Source organism: Citrobacter sp. C1, from assembly GCF_014596895.2.
GTDB classification, from domain to species: domain Bacteria; phylum Pseudomonadota; class Gammaproteobacteria; order Enterobacterales; family Enterobacteriaceae; genus Citrobacter; species Citrobacter gillenii.
Genome location: NZ_CP115037.1, coordinates 37,720 through 54,766 on the forward strand (window position 1 = coordinate 37,720; position 17,047 = coordinate 54,766).

At 52.3% G+C, this 17,047-nt stretch carries 12 protein-coding genes; all 12 read right to left on the reverse strand.

Annotated elements, in window-relative coordinates; genetic code table 11:
* Window positions 1–10: 10 nt before the first annotated feature.
* Window positions 11–334 carry a hypothetical protein gene (locus IB214_RS25015; RefSeq protein WP_016051633.1) on the reverse strand — a complete coding sequence of 108 codons (324 nt, stop codon included), beginning with the start codon at window positions 332–334 and terminating at the stop codon, window positions 11–13.
* 92 nt (window positions 335–426) lie between these two features.
* Window positions 427–660, reverse strand: a complete 234-nt coding sequence (locus IB214_RS25020) for a lipoprotein (protein ID WP_188249387.1) — start codon at window positions 658–660, stop codon at window positions 427–429.
* An 11-nt stretch (window positions 661–671) separates the two neighbouring features.
* Window positions 672–1,280 (reverse strand): hypothetical protein, encoded by a 609-nt coding sequence (locus tag IB214_RS25025; protein WP_188249388.1) that lies wholly within the window; start codon window positions 1,278–1,280, stop codon window positions 672–674.
* Window positions 1,280–1,534, reverse strand: a complete 255-nt coding sequence (locus IB214_RS25030) for a hypothetical protein (protein WP_188249389.1) — start codon at window positions 1,532–1,534, stop codon at window positions 1,280–1,282. Before IB214_RS25030 ends, IB214_RS25025 begins: the two co-directional genes overlap by 1 nt.
* Window positions 1,535–1,577: 43 nt before the next feature.
* Window positions 1,578–2,114, reverse strand: a complete 537-nt coding sequence (locus IB214_RS25035; protein WP_188249390.1) for a putative receptor-recognizing phage tail fiber adhesin — start codon at window positions 2,112–2,114, stop codon at window positions 1,578–1,580.
* Window positions 2,114–5,668 (reverse strand): tail fiber domain-containing protein, encoded by a 3,555-nt coding sequence (locus IB214_RS25040; protein WP_188249391.1) that lies wholly within the window; start codon window positions 5,666–5,668, stop codon window positions 2,114–2,116. The genes IB214_RS25035 and IB214_RS25040 overlap by 1 nt, the downstream gene beginning before the upstream one ends.
* An 87-nt stretch (window positions 5,669–5,755) precedes the next feature.
* A complete protein-coding gene (locus IB214_RS25045) occupies window positions 5,756–9,913 on the reverse strand; it encodes a phage tail protein (RefSeq protein ID WP_188249392.1) in 4,158 nt (1,385 codons plus the stop codon).
* An 18-nt stretch (window positions 9,914–9,931) separates the two neighbouring features.
* The gene (locus tag IB214_RS25050; protein ID WP_016051626.1) at window positions 9,932–10,522 is read right to left on the reverse strand and encodes a tail assembly protein; all 591 of its coding nucleotides are present in this window, start codon (window positions 10,520–10,522) and stop codon (window positions 9,932–9,934) included.
* A complete protein-coding gene (locus IB214_RS25055; protein WP_048231973.1) occupies window positions 10,510–11,307 on the reverse strand; it encodes a C40 family peptidase in 798 nt (265 codons plus the stop codon). Before IB214_RS25055 ends, IB214_RS25050 begins: the two co-directional genes overlap by 13 nt.
* The gene (locus IB214_RS25060) at window positions 11,300–11,998 is read right to left on the reverse strand and encodes a phage minor tail protein L (protein WP_016051624.1); all 699 of its coding nucleotides are present in this window, start codon (window positions 11,996–11,998) and stop codon (window positions 11,300–11,302) included. Before IB214_RS25060 ends, IB214_RS25055 begins: the two co-directional genes overlap by 8 nt.
* A gap of 89 nt (window positions 11,999–12,087) precedes the next feature.
* Entirely contained in the window at window positions 12,088–12,423 is a 336-nt protein-coding gene (locus tag IB214_RS25065) for a phage tail protein (protein WP_045339239.1), read from the reverse strand.
* A 41-nt stretch (window positions 12,424–12,464) separates the two neighbouring features.
* Window positions 12,465–17,045 carry a tape measure protein gene (locus IB214_RS25070; protein WP_188249393.1) on the reverse strand — a complete coding sequence of 1,527 codons (4,581 nt, stop codon included), beginning with the start codon at window positions 17,043–17,045 and terminating at the stop codon, window positions 12,465–12,467.
* Between the last annotated feature and the right edge of the window lie 2 nt (window positions 17,046–17,047).

Below are 17,047 nucleotides of genomic sequence, written 5' to 3' on the forward strand. Positions count from 1 at the left end.
TTGATCTCCTTTATTGCAGTCCATTCTTGACGCCGTAGGCGGCTAACCCCAGCAGCAGCGCGGTAATCAGGAACGACGTAATCTTTGAGATAATGCCGCCAAAGAACCCGCTGGAGATGGTGTCGAGCCGGTTAAGAAGTTTGTCCAGGTTGGAGTGCTGAATGCTGTGTTGTGCAGGCGTCATATCGCCAAAGTAGGTTTTGAGCTGGTCATTGACCTCCTGGCCAATTTCTTCACGCAACTCCTTACCTAATTTGCCAACGACTTCACGCGCAACGATTGCGGCAATGCGTTCAACCTGCTCAGGCGTTACGCCTGCCATCTCGTTCGACATGATTTCCTCCATGAAAAGTCAAATCGGGATGGCAGTTTTATATCACAATTTAATTGTATTTTGTAGGTAAGCACTTACCTACAAAATGAGTTTTAAATTTTTGGGCATGAGCTTAGTGAGGTGAAAGCACCAGAGCCGACCCAACGCCAGTTAAAGGCACTACCTGCACGGTATAATGTGTAATGCCCTTCTTTCTTAATCGCATAGATTGGCACACTAGTGTCAACGCCGCCTACCATTGCTCGTCCATAGCAAACCGGCTCTGGTAGTTTCTGACACGCAGTCAAAGTTAAAGCCATGCCTAAAATTAATATCATCTTTTTCATTCTATTCTCCGTTATCCGTAGAGGTTTCTGTTCAAAACTGGAACTCGGTTATTGATAGCTAATGTAGCCCCACCGTTAATTTCATTAACGAGAATCGAACTCACGGTATTCCCATAACATGTGTAACCGTATACCAGGGTCTTCGCACCACCCGGCATCGGTATGGCGAATGCGTTAGCATATGTAGGAACAATAGCTACTGGATAATCAAAGTTGTGTTTATCTCCGCTGTTCCAGCTCTTATTATCAAGAAACGTAAATGACAATGGAATATTTGCCGTGTTATAGATCTCCACTCCCGATGAATTAAAGAAACTCATCCCCCACTTCTCTTTTTTTGAAATGCCAGTTGCGAACACATACACCGTCACACTGGAGTCGCTACCAACACCACCAAAGCTATAAATAACCTGATTGTTCCGCACAATTCGACTTGCGAGCAGCGAAACAGCCTTTGAATAAGCAACGAAAACAATAGGCGACCGATCTGGAGACAGGCCAGTATTGAACTCACTCCCGCCTCGCAACGACACCACATGCTTACTTTGGAACACCATCGGGGTAAGACTCGGAGACATCCAGACTTTCCCATCAGAACGAACAATTTTGCTTCCGTACATTATTTCTGAAACACCAATATATAAATTGTACCGCGAGCATCAGACCAGTTAATCGAGTTACCCGATACCGAAACACTTCCAATATATCCATTGATTGTTTCCATTATGTAGTAATCAATTGACATGCCTGGCTCAATTGCATAACTTCTGCTACCACTACCTGTCGGTAGAAAATAATCCAGATAATAAATTGGCGCTAATGCGTCGACCATTTCCTGACGGCTAGGCGACCAGATTCTTGCTCCATAACTCATTATTTATCCTCCATAAAAAGAGGTACTAACGTACCTCTTAAATTCAGACTCTGGAGACGGTAAACGTCGCTCCCACCTGATTGAAAAACCAGTTTTTAGCAGTCAATGCGTAATAAGACCGCACCCCGTTTAGGTACATATAATTGACAAATGACAGTACAGTACCATTAAGAGATAGATTAAAGTTTTGTGCAGGCCCATTTACCAATCCCAAATAGAGATTTTGATAACCGCTTGGTTGATAAAAATGTCGGATTTCACAACCAAACAAGCTACCGCTTAGAGAACCAGTAGGGCGCACGGTTAGAACGTTACTGAGTACATTCTGGATACTGCCTGTAGCGGTTGCAAAACCGGTGTAGTTAGTGGACACAATGACCCACTGCATGTTTGTTACCTGCACGCGGGCATCATAAGTACTGCGTCCAGTTGTGATGGTAAAGTCGGCAGTAGATTTACCAACCAAGCCACTCATCCAGAACGGTGTGCCGACCTTAACAGCCGAGCCAGCGGCGGACATCCACCGCTGACCAGTTGTTGCGACGGCTGACGACCCGACCCATCCGGAGCCAATAGCCATCAATTACCTCCCTTTAAAACAGACATTTCTCCACGGAGTTCGCGCACTTCTTCACGTAACTCCTTCACAGCCTCGACCAACATGCCGATCACACCGTTATAGTTCAGACGTAAACGCGCTTGGCCGGACTGATCATTGTGGTCGACAGTTACCAGCTCAGGCTGGACCTTCTGAACGTCCTGCGCGATAAGCCCGCCAGACTGTTCGTAACGGTCATAGACCTGAATTTCATATAGAACGCCTTCAATCCGCTCTAACTTGTCGAGCGCCCGTTCAATCTTGCGAATATTACGTTTGCTACGACGGTCAGAGCGGATATAAACGTCGTTAAAACTACCATTGCCACCGCAATACCACACGCCATCGTTCTGCAGAAAAGCCTGTGCATCCGTTCCGTTAGCAGTACGCGATTTGTTAATCATGTAGAACCCGAACTGCGAGTTCCCCAACCCACCGACCATAAAGTAACGATCGGCGTGCTCCTGACGAACAATTGCTGATGCGGAGGAGGTATTTACAGCGGAGCTGTTTGAAAGCGCAGCGTTAGTCCTCATGTCGATCCACGATGTGCTCGACGTCGGGATTCGGATATTTCCGCTCGTGACATCCACCCCTCCCCCAACGCTCAAGCCATTCCCCATTGAAACTGCACCGCTTGCGTTTGCAATAGTAATCGGTCGTAAAGCATTCCAACTTCCAAGCGGATCTCCAGATGCGGTCAAAAGGAAATAGGTGTTCCCCCCATCATTTCTGATAAAGAAACCATAGTTGCCATATGCCGCGCGGTAGGCGTTGGCCGATCTGGAAATGATATCCCCTGCTGCAGTCAGACCACCTGAAAGCGTGCCACCGGACAAAGGCAAAGCCCCCACATCTGCGGCGCTCGGCTTGTTGAGTGTGGTGTAGAGCTGTGCCCACGCCGACCAATTTGCATCACTAGCATCACGGCGAGAACGAACGTAAACTGGCGCATGAGTACCGCTCGTTCCGCTCCAGCCAATCAATAGTTCACCTTCACCTGAAGACGCCGCACCTTTAAGATGAATGACGTTGCCATAAGTCGTTGGGTAATTGTTGCTGTAGGCTTCATACATTTGTATGCCGGGCATTGCCCCCTGGGAGTTAGCTTCCAGCGCTGCGACTCTCCCGCGTGACACAAGTGTGGGAATGGAGATATTTGCTGACCCGTCAAAAGACACGTTATTAATCGTTCTTGGGGTCTGTAGCTTAGTCGCTGTTGCTGCATTGCCTGTTGTACTCTGATTACCCGCAGTATTTACGCCCGGCAAATTGATATCAGTTGACCCATCAAAAGAAACTCCGCCAATTTTTCGCGCTGTTTGCAGTTTTGTCGCCGTACCAGCATTGCCCGTAGTGCTCTGATTGCCTGCTGTGTTTACGCCAGGTAAGTTGATATCGGCTGACCCATCAAAAGAAACCCCACCAATTTTTCGGGCCGCCTGCAGCTTCGTCGCTGTGGCTGCATTACCGGAAGTATTCTGATTACCCGATGTATTTACGCCTGGTAGATTGATATCTGCGGAGCCATCGAAAGACACACCTCCGATACTACGAGCGATCTGGAGCTTGCTCGCCGTTGCAGCGTTACCGGAAGTACTCTGGTTGCCCTGAGCATTCACCCCCGGAAGCACGATATCTTTGCTGCCATCGAACAATACGCCACCGATGCTGCGAGCGGTCTGCAGTACAGTCGCTGAACTTGCGTTACCCATGAGCGATCCGGTAATAGAGCCATCTGCATCGGAAAGCACACGATGATAAACAACTCCCACAACGGCGTTTTCCGGTAGCGTCTCCAGAACCTCAAAAACTTCCAGGGTCTCTACTGCTGCGCCAGAGAACTGAAGGTTAACAATCAGCTTCTGAGCGCCCGCGCCGGCATTCAGATAGATATCGTAGTTGTCCTCATCGGTGTTCACAGTGGCTACGTTCTGCACGGCAGAATCCATTGTGCGATAGGTAACTACATTCAGACCACGCGGATCGCCACTAGCTGTACGAAGCACTATGTCGGCCATTGCCGCCTGATAAGGGCTGCTAACTTCATATCCCGCCCCGCCAATGACCTCGATATAGACGGTACTAGTCGCCTGCGGCATACGTGCGCGCGAAATCTTCACCCATTTAGGCGAATCGGTAGTTAGGTCCATCTCTGCGGAAGTCCCTTTCCACTTCACGCTCGCAACACTTGATTGGGCATTCTGAGCATACTCATACGCCTTATCCTCAGACTCTTTCGCTTTTGTTTGGGATATTTTGGCTTCACCCGCGGAGGTTGACGCCTCGGTTGCCTTCTTCGATGCGAGCACAGCGGACTCAGCTGCCTCATTCGCTTTGACTTCAATCCCAGCCAGAGAATCTTCCGCTGTTGTTGCCGACGCAGCTGCACTCGTCTCTGACTTCTTAGCTTCACCTGCGCTCAACGCAGCGGCTTCTTTGCTGGCTAACGCAGCATCAGCGTATTCGCCAGACGCCGTAGCGCTATTAGCCGCAGCCTCGGCACTCAGACCTGCGGCAGATTCACTCTCAGCAGCAGCCTTCTGCGATGCGTCGGCGTTGGTTTCTGAAGTTTTGGCCGCAGCAGCACTGGCCACCGACTCCCCGGCGCTCGAAGCAGCATGAGTTTCTGACTCCTTAGCCGCATTTTTCGAGGCCAGCGCATCAGCTGCACTACCAGCGGCGGCCTGCTCTGAGGCAGAGGCATTGGTTTCAGAGGTTTTTGCAGCAGCAGCAGAGTCAGACGCAGCAGACGCTGAAGCAGAGGCTTCGGATGCACTGGTTGCAGCCTGAGCTTCAGATGCTTTAGCCGCATCTTTGGATGCCGCGGCACTCGTGGCTGATTCACCAGCTTCAGTCGCTTTGGCTGACGCTGTCGCGGCAGACGCAGCAGCATCGACCTTGAAGCTTTCAGCATTGGTTTCAGACGTTTTGGCGGCAGATGCACTTGCACCGGAAGCGCTTTCTGATGCAGCTGCGGCGGTAGCACTCTGGCTTGCTTCGGTGGCTTTGGTCGTCGCTGTATTGGCGCTTTCAGCAGCGGCCGCAGCACTGGCGGCGGCTGCTTTGGCCTTTTCACCAGCGGCATCGATAGCGTCGGTATTGTCTTTGTACCATTGCTGATTGGCATTGTGCTCATTGACGATCTGCGTCAATGACTTCACAGTCACTTCTGTACCGTCTTCGCGCTCAAGCGTGACCTCATCAACTGCCGTCAACCAGCTGCGCATCGTCTTCGAGTCGGCTGACATACGGGTCATGAGCGCGGTAAAACGTGCGCTGAACTGCGTTAAGTCGCCTTCATAGGTTGTGATGATGCGGCACGGAACTTCCGTCTGGGTTTCGCCTGAATACGGCTCCACCAGCAGCAGGCTGGTGTCATTGAGTACGCGCTTAATTTCGTGCAGTTTGTTATCAGGGCCAATGACAATCATGCCCGGCAGCACACCATTCGCGGTAACGTTCCAGAACGTACCGGTGCCGGTGAGTGTGTCACTCCCCTGTGTAAATGTGATAGTACCTTCCCTGTACCACATATTCGCTCCTTGATAAGACGGGCATCCTTGCCCGCCATTAAGTAAGTACCTACTTATTTTTACCGATATAAAGAAATATTTCTACTGTCAAAGAAGCCCAATCCTCACCCGGAGAACGTTGTTGTCGTCATAGACGTCGATACGCTGGCCGTTGATGACCAGACGACCGTTACCGCCACTATTACCGTTGATCTCCAGCACGCCATTTTTCCCAAAGCGCCATCCCGAACGGCCAGAGACAAAGTTGGTGGACTGTAGGTCGCCAACTTTGGCGTTGGTGATTGTTCCATCCTTGATAAAAGCGCCGTTCATGTAAGCAACGCTGTTTTCGACCACAAACGGTGTGGTGATTTTCCCGTTAACCGAGTTCACAAGACCAAAGCGGTCTGCTTGAACAAGGAACTGAGAAAGACCTGTGCTATCAATGCCCAGCGCGATACCGGCAACATATTTCTGGCCACCGCTCGTGGAAGTCTCCATTTTAAGCGTCCACGCTGTCGAAACCTTTTTGTTGGTATCGGCAATTGCCTGGGCCTGCTGCTGGATAGTGGCCGAGTTGCCGTCTACTTCAGCCTTAATCGTATCAATACGACCACCTAGTGCTTTATCGGCTTCCGCGCGTGCGGTTGCTTCAGAAGTAATAGCGGCACTGATATCTTTTCCTGTCTGAGCCTGCAAATTGGTGATTTGCCCTGCCAGCGCTGAGTCGGCATCGGTTCTGGCTTTCGTTTCTTCCGCAACAGCCGCCTTAATGTCGGCGCCTGTTTGGGCCTTTAGTGTTGTGATTTGTTGTGCCAACGATTCGTCGGCGGTCGCTCTTGCAATCTGCTCTTCGGCCAGCGCCGCGCTGATATCCCCCTCAACCTTCGCTTGCAATGTAGTGATCTGCTTCGACAACGACTCATCCGCCGTTGCACGAGCCTCTTGTTCGGTCACAATTGCCGCAGCGATATCGTCGTTAATCTGAGCTTCAAGCTTGGTTATTTGGGTCGCAATAGCCTTATCAGCCTCAACACGAGCCGTCGTTTCTTCGGTGATAGAAGCGCGAATATCTTCACCAATTTCTGCGCGGATCTCTTCCACTTTCGAGGCCATTGCAGACATATCGTCGGCAAACGTCTTCTGAGTGGTGGCAATCTTCGCGTTATTGACCATCTGCTTGTGCTGGTCTTCATCCTGACGCAGAGCAAGATCGATATTGGTTTTGGCCAATGCCTCAATATTGGTGGTCACTTCCGCGCTGGCTCGCTCGACTTCGGCCACAGTTTTCTTCATCTCTTCAACAGCAGCAACGCTATCGTCAACAGAAGACTTCATCGCCTCAATCTGTTTGGCGTTCGCCATATCGCCTTCTACTCGGGCCTCACGTTCTTCGGCAATCAATGCAGAGGCATTATCGAGTGCTGCATGAGCTGCTTCGACCGCGCCAGCTACGGCTTTGCCCTGCTCGGATACAGTTTCCTGTAACTCAACTAAAGCCGCATTGGAATCTTCAACCTGTTGCAGAGCGTCATTGACCTTATCCAAAGTGCCGGACACTTCCGTTTTAAGCCCGTTTTGCGCTTCTTCTAGTCTCTGATCTGCTGCCGTCAACTTGTCATCGAGATCTTTGAGGCTTTCTTCCATCTGCTGATAGATAGAATCAACAGCCTCCTGAGAAACCTTAGAGTCGATTTCCTCAAGCAACTCCTGTCCCAACTCAGAAGATGTGATTTTCCCTGTCAGGAATGAGAGAACATCCTTTGTCATCGCCTCGGTACCCAAATTGGAGTTCGGCGGACTCAACATGCCTCTCTTATTTGCCGCGCGAACCCAATAGAACCACGTTTCGCTATCTCCTAGACCTGCATGGGTGAAAGTAGTACTGGCGGCCTCGGCAATCAGTTTTGCGGTGTCCAGGTCGTTGGTCTGTGACGCATACACGTTGATGTGGTCGAGATCGATTGAATCAGGGTTAACCCAATTCAGAATCACGTTGCGATAGTCACCCACGGCCGTCAACGCAGTCGGTGCGCCTGGCGGTGTCATCGTTCCCTGAACTTTATAGACTGTACTGATGATCTCAGTCTTTTTGCCGCTGAATGACACAGCATAAAGCTGGATATCATATTGGCCATTCTCGGCAATATTGATGATTTCGTACTGCTCTTCAGTGACACGCGCGGACTGCCAGTTAGAAACGTTGTTCTCGTCCGAGCGACGCCAACTGATCCAATATTCAGCAGACTTACCTTCCCAGGTCGCAATAAGCTTGATGGAAAGGTTGCCAGGGCTGGAAATATACGTTCCTTCCGTCACCTGCAGGTTTGTCGGCTTCGAGTATGTTGGATCGAGAACGGTGTTGTTCTCCGGAATCAGCGTCGCCCCATTGTCTATCGCTTCGTACTTCGAAGGGTTATTCTGGACGACCGTCACATCGAAAGACCCTTGAGCATCACCCTGCGCAACGTTGATAACGCGTACTCGCATTGGCTCCAGATCTGGTTCGGTGATAGTCCAGATGCCATTCATTACTGGCATTTCGCCGGATGCCAGAGACTTCGAGAACGTCACTTTAGTGATATTCTCCCCCGTCTCCAGAATGTCGCGTTCGACGATCTTGCCTTCCTGGTTCAAGATGCGAATGTAGCTGCCGCTTTTCTTCAACGATACTGGTGCGTCTAATGTGATGCTGTTCTTGTTAAAGGACATAATGCGACCGGAGTTGCGTTTGCCCGAACGGTACTTGTTCTGGATCAGCACGGTTTCACCAGGCATCAAGAACGAAGCATCGAGACCTGCAGTAAAGGTAATAACGTCAGACTCCATGCGAGCGGTATACAGCAACCACAAACCGACACGATGCGCCTGGCCACGGCTGGTACAACCGAACGCAACCACTTCGGTTTTGCGCTCGCCATAACGACGCATCGCCTCCTGGTCTTCGACGTACTCGATGTTCTGTTTGTAGCCGTCTTCTTTGTTGTTATAGGTGACAAGCGCAACGGAAGGACGATCTTTGCGAGCTGAACCTTTATAGCTGAACAGGCCATCTTTGACGTTTGCGTTGGTAAACATCATGACCGGGTCTGACGGGCTGTCCTGCATGACGTTGACCATTCCACCAGCCCAGAAGACCATACCGCGGAAGGCGCCAGCGATATCCTGAATCAGTCGATAAGCATCCTGCCGGCTGGTTATCTGGGTGTTGATGGCGAAACGCTTCTCCTTGCCGCCGAAACCATCGTCAACCTCTTCGTCGCAATAGCGACCGATCTGATACATCTGTCCAAGATCAATCATGGACTCAGAGACAAACTGCCCAAGGCCATATCGAGCGTTGGTCAGAACGTCGAAGAGAATCCAGGCTGGGTTAGAGGATGACAGCAGCTTAAACGTACCGTCCCAAACACCAACATAGGTATTGGTGTTCTCGTTGTAGTTTGACGGCACGCGGATTTTCAAACCACGCACCAGATACGAACGAGAAGGCATAGAGCTGCCGAACTGCTCGGAGTTAACCTTGAGTCCAACAAGCACAGAGTTCGGATAGTTCATTGGCGTATCGACGATCTCACCGATGGAGTCCACCCACGTATCGTTATAGAGATACTGAGTTTTGCTGTCGTCGGTTAGGCGTATGACACGAACCTTATATGCACGGCCAGGTTTCGGCAGTTTGAGTTCGTAGCTGCGGTAGTAAACACCTGTCTTCTTCGCTGTCAGGGCAACTTCAACACTTTTCTCGCCTTCAGCAACTACATCAGCAAATGTTCCATCACCATTGGCGATCTGAAACTTGTATTTGACTGTTGTGCCGTTGGTGTCACCCGATTTCTTATCCACGCTACGCAGAGAGGGAAATTTGAGGATGACTCGAACGCGGTCAGCTTCATCGTTATCGATGGAGACTGTCACCTCATGTGTCTTTTTCAGCTGAATGTTGATGGATTTGGGCGTTTCAACAAAATCGAAACCGTCCATCGGTGTCTGGTCTTGCGAGCCGTCACGAAAGTCCCAAGTAATACCGCTGTAGTTGGCAGAGCCGTCTTCATTGAGAATCGGCAGGTCGTCGATGAAAATCGACTTTGCCCCGTTGACAAGACCGCCAATAACGCCTTCCCCGAGCAAGTCGAGGATAGACGCCATAGCACGCGAGTTAACGGTATCATCGGCTTCAACCGGCGTGCGGCTGGAGCTGCTGCTTTTCTTGCCGCCTGCACCTGCGATCAGGAGAGGCAGCCTTTTCTTCTTGAACTGTTCCATGTTCAAAAAAATCCCTTATTACATAAGCTGGTCGATGGTGATAGAAGAACTCACAACCTGCGAGCCAACCAAAATTTCCTCTCCATAGATGAGCTGCACCGGGTTTCCCTGGTTAGTGGTGTTCTGCGGCCCATCGAAATAGAACGAGTCGGAGTTATCCGCCTGTCTCACACTGTCGTTCGTCGCCTGTGGCGAAATGAGTTGCGCGACGCCGCCCATCATTAATGACAAACCGAGCGGAGCCAGGGCTGGAACCCAGATGGAGGCGACCATCAAAACAGCACCCACCACCGTCTGAAACCAACCAAACGCAGAGCCGCCACTACCGCGAGGAACTGGCGTAATTCGGATCTTCGCGATGTTGTCGGACTGCCCCATCATCTGGTATTCACCTTCGTCGACCGACCATTTGTGGCCCTGCTTATTGGTGATCTGGATGTGGTATTTGTCGTAGGTTTTGAGGTTTCGCTTCATCCAGGCTTTGAATCCGGGGCGATTAGCCTCAATCAAATCCAGAGCCTGCTTGGTGTTGCGAACCTTCAAATGCCAGTGACGACCGAAGTGTTTGGCCATAGGGCCGCCAAGTTGCACATGAACTAACTCAGACACGTCTCATCTCCCTTGAGTAAGTCTCTGTGACGCAGGTGGTGCGTCGTGTGTTTCTGGTACATGCCACCGTAATAAGCGCGACAACTCAGACGGTCGATCTGGTGATGCAGGATCATGCCGTCTCCGATATACACCGCGCAGTGGTCAGGCATTTTTCCGTACTGGATGAAGAAGACATCGCCGCGCTGCGGTTCCGTCCCTGGCGCAAGACGCACCAGCCCTTCATTTCGATAGTTCTGGTCAAGAATGTCGTTGTCGCCCGTGTACCATGACGGGATATGCAGGTGCGCATTCGGATTCAGCTCAACACCAAACTCGCGCTTGAGATAGTCGCGGCAAAGCATCCAGCAGTCGAAGACACCGAACACATAGGGTCTCCCCAGATAAGGCATCTCAAAGCCGTCTGGGGTGATCACATTCATCTCACTGAAGTGAAATGGCGCATCGCCCTCTACGTTCTTGCGAACAGCCAGAATCAGCCACGGAACTTCCGTTGCCTCGCATCCGGCGCGATCGGCGTCTGACGCATCAGCTGATTCGTCAGTGTGGGAGTGCCAGATGGCAACCACGTCCCCCGCATCTTCCGCAGCGATAATGTCGTCAGCGTGCATAACAAACGTGTTTTCCGGGTACTCCGACACGTTCCGGGCTTCAATGAAGCGATATTTCTCGCCAGTGGTACGCACCAGAAAGCCACACGCTTCGTTCGGGTAGCGTTTGATGGCTGTCAGATAGATTTGTTGCATAACGTCCGAGCCAAGCTCAGGGAGCGCTTTATTACCCATAACGTGTTGCTCCGATGAACCCGCCAAAGTGGATTACGCCATTGGCAAAGTAGTTACGGCGAGCGTTGCATGAGTCGTAGCGTTTCGTGCAGTAATCCGCGCCTGACATGGTGGTTTGCTGGTTGTTTTTGTCGAAATATGGGCCGGTGTAGCCGCACTCTGGGCCGCGGTATTTCCACGGGCAGGTGTTTTTGATGATCTGGCGGTACGGCAGCTGCACGCCCATCAGATCGAACACACTCGACAGCTCAAACTCGACGACCTCATGGGTTTCGAGAGTCTTCTGTTCGATGAACCACATCTCATCCGGGAAGTGCTGATTTGGATCTGCGGTTGGATTCCCGTCTTTGAAGTTGGCCGCATCGAGAAAACGCGCCAGCGTCATCTTGCGGATGATGCGGCAACCCACCAGATCGTCGTTTGCCTGAACTTCAGCGGAGACAGTTCCGGCAAAGTTGGAGACCTGGATTTTTGGACGCGGCAAAGTACCCTGACCAGTCTTATCAAAGCCTGACGCTTTGATTGGCCACGGTTCGTAGGACACACCCTGCCAAACGACTGGCTCCATCAGTTCGTTTGTGCCGGCGTGGAAAAACAGCTTGCCCCCAGAGGTGGTGTTCGACATATCAAGTTCGAACAGCTCAATGAGCGCGGAGGGTGACAAGCTCTGAATATCAGCTTTAATACCCATCGTTTCTTCCTTGAAATAAAGAGGCGCCAACATCCTGTCAGCGCCTATAGATAATAGTAAATAAGTGCTTACTTATCTAGTGGGTTAAATTATCCTTCATAAATTTGTCTGAAGGTCGCAGTGAGAACCTGATAGCCCTGGTAACGTTTGACCGTATGGCTGTCGCACACCACAACAATCTTTTTGCCACGAGGGTTCGTCCAGTAGAACGACTCAACGGCCGCGCGTGCCGTCAGAAAGTCATCGACGGCATTGATGACGTCGTAAGAGCGCGTAAATGTCAGGCTCCACTCTTCTTTGATGCGATTGAGACCTTTGGCCTGGCGCTGTTCGTAATCGTCACCGAAATTCAGAACCGTCACGTTAGGCTTCACGGTCTTTTCCGACTCGTAGTCGGGATACCAGTTAAAAGTCAGTCTTTCCATCTCACATCCTTGTGAGACTGCCCCTTCCGGGGCAGCCGTGGTTAGTTACGTTGAGAGTTAGGGTTGAGCGAACCGCCTGGTCGCTTCTCCTGAGCGATGGTTTCAAGCGCGATCGCCTTCATGCGCTGTGCGGCCTGACTCCATGCGCCTTCGGAATTGCTGTTCTCCGTGACACTGCCGTCGCTGTTGACGTTGATCTCAATGCTGACGGGGGAGAACACGCCACCGCCACCGCCTTTAACACTCTCTGCATTGAGCGTGACCGGGATGGAACGACCATCCGGAAGCGGAACGTAGGCTTCGTTCATGTCTCCTTCGCCAAACAACGCCAGCTGTGGGGAGTCCGCGATGCCACCTTTCTGGTACGCCCGCAGCGGAACCACTCCGTCTTTCCCGAAAATACCGCCTTTAGCGAGCTTCGGAATTGAAGGAATGCCATTCGTACCATCTGCCGCGGAACCAGTCAGATTGTTAAACCCTAAGCTGCCAGAGGAACCCGACATCAGACTATCAAACCCGCCACCAGCCCAGGCTGATACCAGTCCGGAAACCACTGTCGAACCGAAACTCAACCACTTGTTGCCTGATCCGGAAGCATTTGCCCCCAACATGGCGAACGTAGCGGAGAGTGCGCCAGTAACAGAGCTGAGATTCTGCATTGAGAAGATGGAGGTCTTCACTGCTTTAGTTTCAGCGTCTTTGGCCTCGGTGCTACTGAACAGCCCCGACACCCAACTCCCAATCGCGTTGGTTGCCGTACCGATAGCGCTGGTCGTTTGCTGAGTCGTCTGACCCAATCCGGACACAGAACTGGAGGTCTCTTTCGTCGCTTCACCTACTGACTTGTCACCGTTGACCGCATTCATACGGACGCCCTGATTGGCAACCGCTGACGCGACACCAGAAAGCAGATTGCCGCTCTGAGAGCTGCCAGCTGCCGTCGTTCCCATCCCCAGCATGTTCATGAGAGGCAGGGTGATCTGCGTCTTCACAACCATGTTGGTGATGTCGCGGAGAATGGATTCTGCCAGGCTGGAGAAGTCCATTTTCCCCTTCATAACGAAGTCGGTGAGCGTATCGGTAAGACTGCTGAACAGATTGCTCCAGCTATTTTCCAGTTGCTCGGCCAGATTTTCATACTCAAGCGCCAGCTTCTGCGTGGCCGTGCCGGTCTCTTTGATGAGCGCGGTATTGCCAGCGGCAACAAGCTGATTGATCTGCTTGGTGTACAGCGCCACAATTTTCGGATCAGAAGCCTGGTCACGCAGATCCATCAACGCTTTCAGGTTACGGTTGTAGGTGTCGTTGAAATCGGCCACCTTCTCTTCACGAGACGGCTTGTAACCCGCGCTAATGATGGAATCGGATTCCGGCGCCCAGGTGGAGATCATCTGCTCGACGTTGCGGCGGTTGAACATCTCGCGGTAGTCGTCGCTCGCGTTAGCCAGATCAGCAAGGCGTGACTTGGCTTTGTCGATCATCTCCTGAGTGATGAACTCATTCGGTACGGCGTTGGCCAGTTCGGTCAGCGATTTGGTGGTATCGCGTAGAGACTGGTCAAACGACACGGTCGCTTTAGAGCTTTCACCCATCTGCCCCATAAGCTGATCGGCTTTATCCAGCGCTTTCTGGTAGCCGGCCGCCAGCTTACGCTGCGCATTTTCTTCCTTCCTCGCGGCACGCTGAGAAGCATTGGCAGTGCGCTGGCCGGCTTTTTCCGCTGCTGCTGCATCCTGCTCACGCGCTTTGGTTAGTGCGGCGATCGCTGCTGCACGTTCCTCGTCGCTCATTTTCTCCAGAGAGCTGGCGCTGGAGGCTTTCTGCAGGTTCAGCTGGGTTTTGAGCTGCTTCGGCCCAATGATCGGCTTACCTTCGAAGTCCAGCATCGCCGTACCGTCTGGCAACGTGCGCTGATAGGTTGCGGAGTCCATTTGGTTGCGCATGTACTGCGCCAAAGCTTTCTGGGCCGCCTTGTCGCTCGTACCAAGCCCCAAAACGGTTCCCTGGTTGGACATGACGCCCTTACCAGTTTTGGCAGCGTTATCACGCTCAAACTCGGCCTGAGTCAACTCCTGAGCGACAGCTTCCAGATGCTCCTGATAGCCTCGAATACTGCCTTGTAGCTTCTGAATCTGCTCGGTATTGCCCTCTTTCTTCGCTTTTTCGAGCAGATCGTTGTAGTGGGCAATCTGCTTCTCGGTCGCGTTTTTACGGGAGGACAGGGAATCGACCAGTTTTTGCGCCGGTTCCAGGTATGACTTGTTCACCGTTTCACGGAGCGGTGCGAGAAGTTTGTTCTTCTCATCGTCGGACAGTGATTTGTCGTCATTGATTTTCTGGATCTTGTCCAGAGCCTCCTGACGTGCTTTCACAAATGTCGCAGAGAAGACCTGATTGTCGGCCCGGATTTTCTCAATCTGGGATTCTGCTGCCTCTTTAGCCAGACGTTTGGCTACAGCCCCGTCACCCAGCGCAATAGTGCCGGTGATCTTCTGGTACTCTTCCTGATTCTTCTTCAGGCGAGCCTCGATATCGGCTTTTGACTCTTTGTGAGTGACAGCGCCAACAGAGTTGGACACATAGCTCACGCTTTCGCCTGTTTTGAGCGCTCGCTGGTCTGCGATGATCTCTTTTTCGAGCTTTTCCGCACGCTCTGCCATCTGCGCACGTTTGGCCGCCGTCATCGCTTCCGGGATTTTGCGGATCTCGTCAACGACTTTTGACGTTTCGCTGCGGAGCATGGTCATATACGTGATCAGCCCAGCCACAGCCACGGTAGCGACGGTAAACGCTGCACCAATGGGGTTTGCTGCGATGAACGCAGTTAGCCCAGCGAATGCCCCCTGTAGCCCCGTAATTGCGCCGCGGATAGCGAAGATCAGCGATGGAATAGGTGCCAACCCCATTCGAGAGGCTCGATTAAACCGGGTAACAGCAGTCGCTCCCAGATTGAACGGCGCCTGAATGACAGTCGACATCGTCGCAAACGTGTTAACCATCTGCCCGGCAGTGCCAATCACGCCCATGATGCCCGCACGCATCAGTTTGAACGCCACCATAGCGGCCACTACTTTGCCCAGGTTGACAATCAACTCCTGGTTTTTCGCCAGCCACTGCGCCAGCTCACGTAAGCTGTCGATTGCGGTGGTAAGTCCGGAACCTAATGAGTTAGCGAACGAAATGCCTTCAGCGCTGTTCATAATGGAGGCCAGCTCCTTCATTCCCTTTGAGAGAGAATCCAGATAGCCCGCCTGACCGACGCGATCGGCAAACAGCGTAAATGAGGTTTGCAGTTGCGCCAGCGCACCGGTGTAGGTTTGCATCATGTCTTTGGCGGCGTTTTCGTTCTCTGCACGCAGACCAACGAACATCAGCGATAGCGCCTGTTTCGCTTCCACAGTACCGGTGGAGACTGCTTTGGTCAGTTCCCCCATAGTGATACCGGCAGCGTCTGCCATCGCCTTCATCGCGTTAGGAACGGCTTCACCTAATTGCTGACGCAGTTCTTCCATCGACACGACGCCCTTACCGGACATCTGCTGGACAGCCACGGCAGCACGTTTAAGCAGCTCGCTATCGCCGCCGAAGCGTGCAACGGAGTCCACCAGTGCTTTCAGCGATCCGTCAGTAGGATCGAGACCTGCCGAGCGGAATTTAACGAAGGAATCGGTCAGCGCCTGCATCGCAAACGGGGCGTTTTGCGCCATATCCACGATGTACTGCATATCCTCTGCGGCTGCTTTGCCAGGGTTGGCCTTGTCCTTGTTCAGCCCGCGCAACATGACGCGCATACGCTCCATTTCGGAGGCGGCTTCGATGATTGGCTTCTGCCAGCCAAACAGGATGTCAGTTACCGTTCTTGCTGCATCACCAATCTCGCCCAGCAGGAAAATATTGCCGCGCAGACCAGAGAACACGCCATTTTCAGCACCGCGCCCGCCGTGGCCATTTGTGCCGCCACGTCGACCGCCACCGCCATTACCACCGCCCTCACCGTAGCCGCTGGTGCGCACACGTACCGGCTTGCTGATCAGTTGCTGGCGGCCAATCACGGCATCCATCTGATCGCGGACTTTCTTCAGCCCCTCGGCAGCCTGGCTCGTTGTGACGCCCCAATTGCTGAGACGCTTCGTCGTGGTGTTAAGGCGCGTATTCATGCCACTCACGGATGCAGAGGCTTCTTTTACCTCCGTACCGAAGCGGCTGGCGCTCTTACCAGCGAACGTTGCCCAATCGGAAAACTCATTGAGTTCAGACTGAACCTTGCGCAGCGATGTGGTGAGTTTATTAACGGATGAGGTGGTTGTGTCGACGCGCTCAATCAGAGTTTTGAGACCTGAGTTGAGGCTGGTAATGTTGCCTCGCGTCTTGCGCGAAACATCAGACACAAGCTCGAAGCCGGCAGCTACATCCTGTAGTTTGTCTGCCGTGGCATCGAGCTTGGACTCCAGAACGCCGATGATGCGGGAGACCGAACCCAACGAGCGTTCCAGATTGTTAATTTTCTGAGCGGGCTTTGTGGCCTGCTCCCCGAATCTGGTAAGTAGCTTACCCGCCCGGTCGATTGACGCTGTAAACTGCTTGTCTTCCAGCGACAGGATAAACTCTACGTTTTGTGACATTC

Excerpts from the sequence above, each read along its gene's own strand:
- IB214_RS25015 (WP_016051633.1), bottom strand. The coding sequence starts at position 334 with ATGTCGAACGAGATGGCAGGCGTAACGCCTGAGCAGGTTGAACGCATT.
- IB214_RS25020 (WP_188249387.1), bottom strand. The coding sequence starts at position 660 with ATGAAAAAGATGATATTAATTTTAGGCATGGCTTTAACTTTGACTGCG.
- IB214_RS25025 (WP_188249388.1), bottom strand. The coding sequence starts at position 1,280 with ATGTACGGAAGCAAAATTGTTCGTTCTGATGGGAAAGTCTGGATGTCT.
- IB214_RS25030 (WP_188249389.1), bottom strand. The coding sequence starts at position 1,534 with ATGAGTTATGGAGCAAGAATCTGGTCGCCTAGCCGTCAGGAAATGGTC.
- IB214_RS25035 (WP_188249390.1), bottom strand. The coding sequence starts at position 2,114 with ATGGCTATTGGCTCCGGATGGGTCGGGTCGTCAGCCGTCGCAACAACT.
- IB214_RS25040 (WP_188249391.1), bottom strand. The coding sequence starts at position 5,668 with ATGTGGTACAGGGAAGGTACTATCACATTTACACAGGGGAGTGACACA.
- IB214_RS25045 (WP_188249392.1), bottom strand. The coding sequence starts at position 9,913 with ATGGAACAGTTCAAGAAGAAAAGGCTGCCTCTCCTGATCGCAGGTGCA.
- IB214_RS25055 (WP_048231973.1), bottom strand. The coding sequence starts at position 11,307 with ATGGGTAATAAAGCGCTCCCTGAGCTTGGCTCGGACGTTATGCAACAA.
- IB214_RS25060 (WP_016051624.1), bottom strand. The coding sequence starts at position 11,998 with ATGGGTATTAAAGCTGATATTCAGAGCTTGTCACCCTCCGCGCTCATT.
- IB214_RS25065 (WP_045339239.1), bottom strand. The coding sequence starts at position 12,423 with ATGGAAAGACTGACTTTTAACTGGTATCCCGACTACGAGTCGGAAAAG.
- IB214_RS25070 (WP_188249393.1), bottom strand. The coding sequence starts at position 17,045 with ATGTCACAAAACGTAGAGTTTATCCTGTCGCTGGAAGACAAGCAGTTT.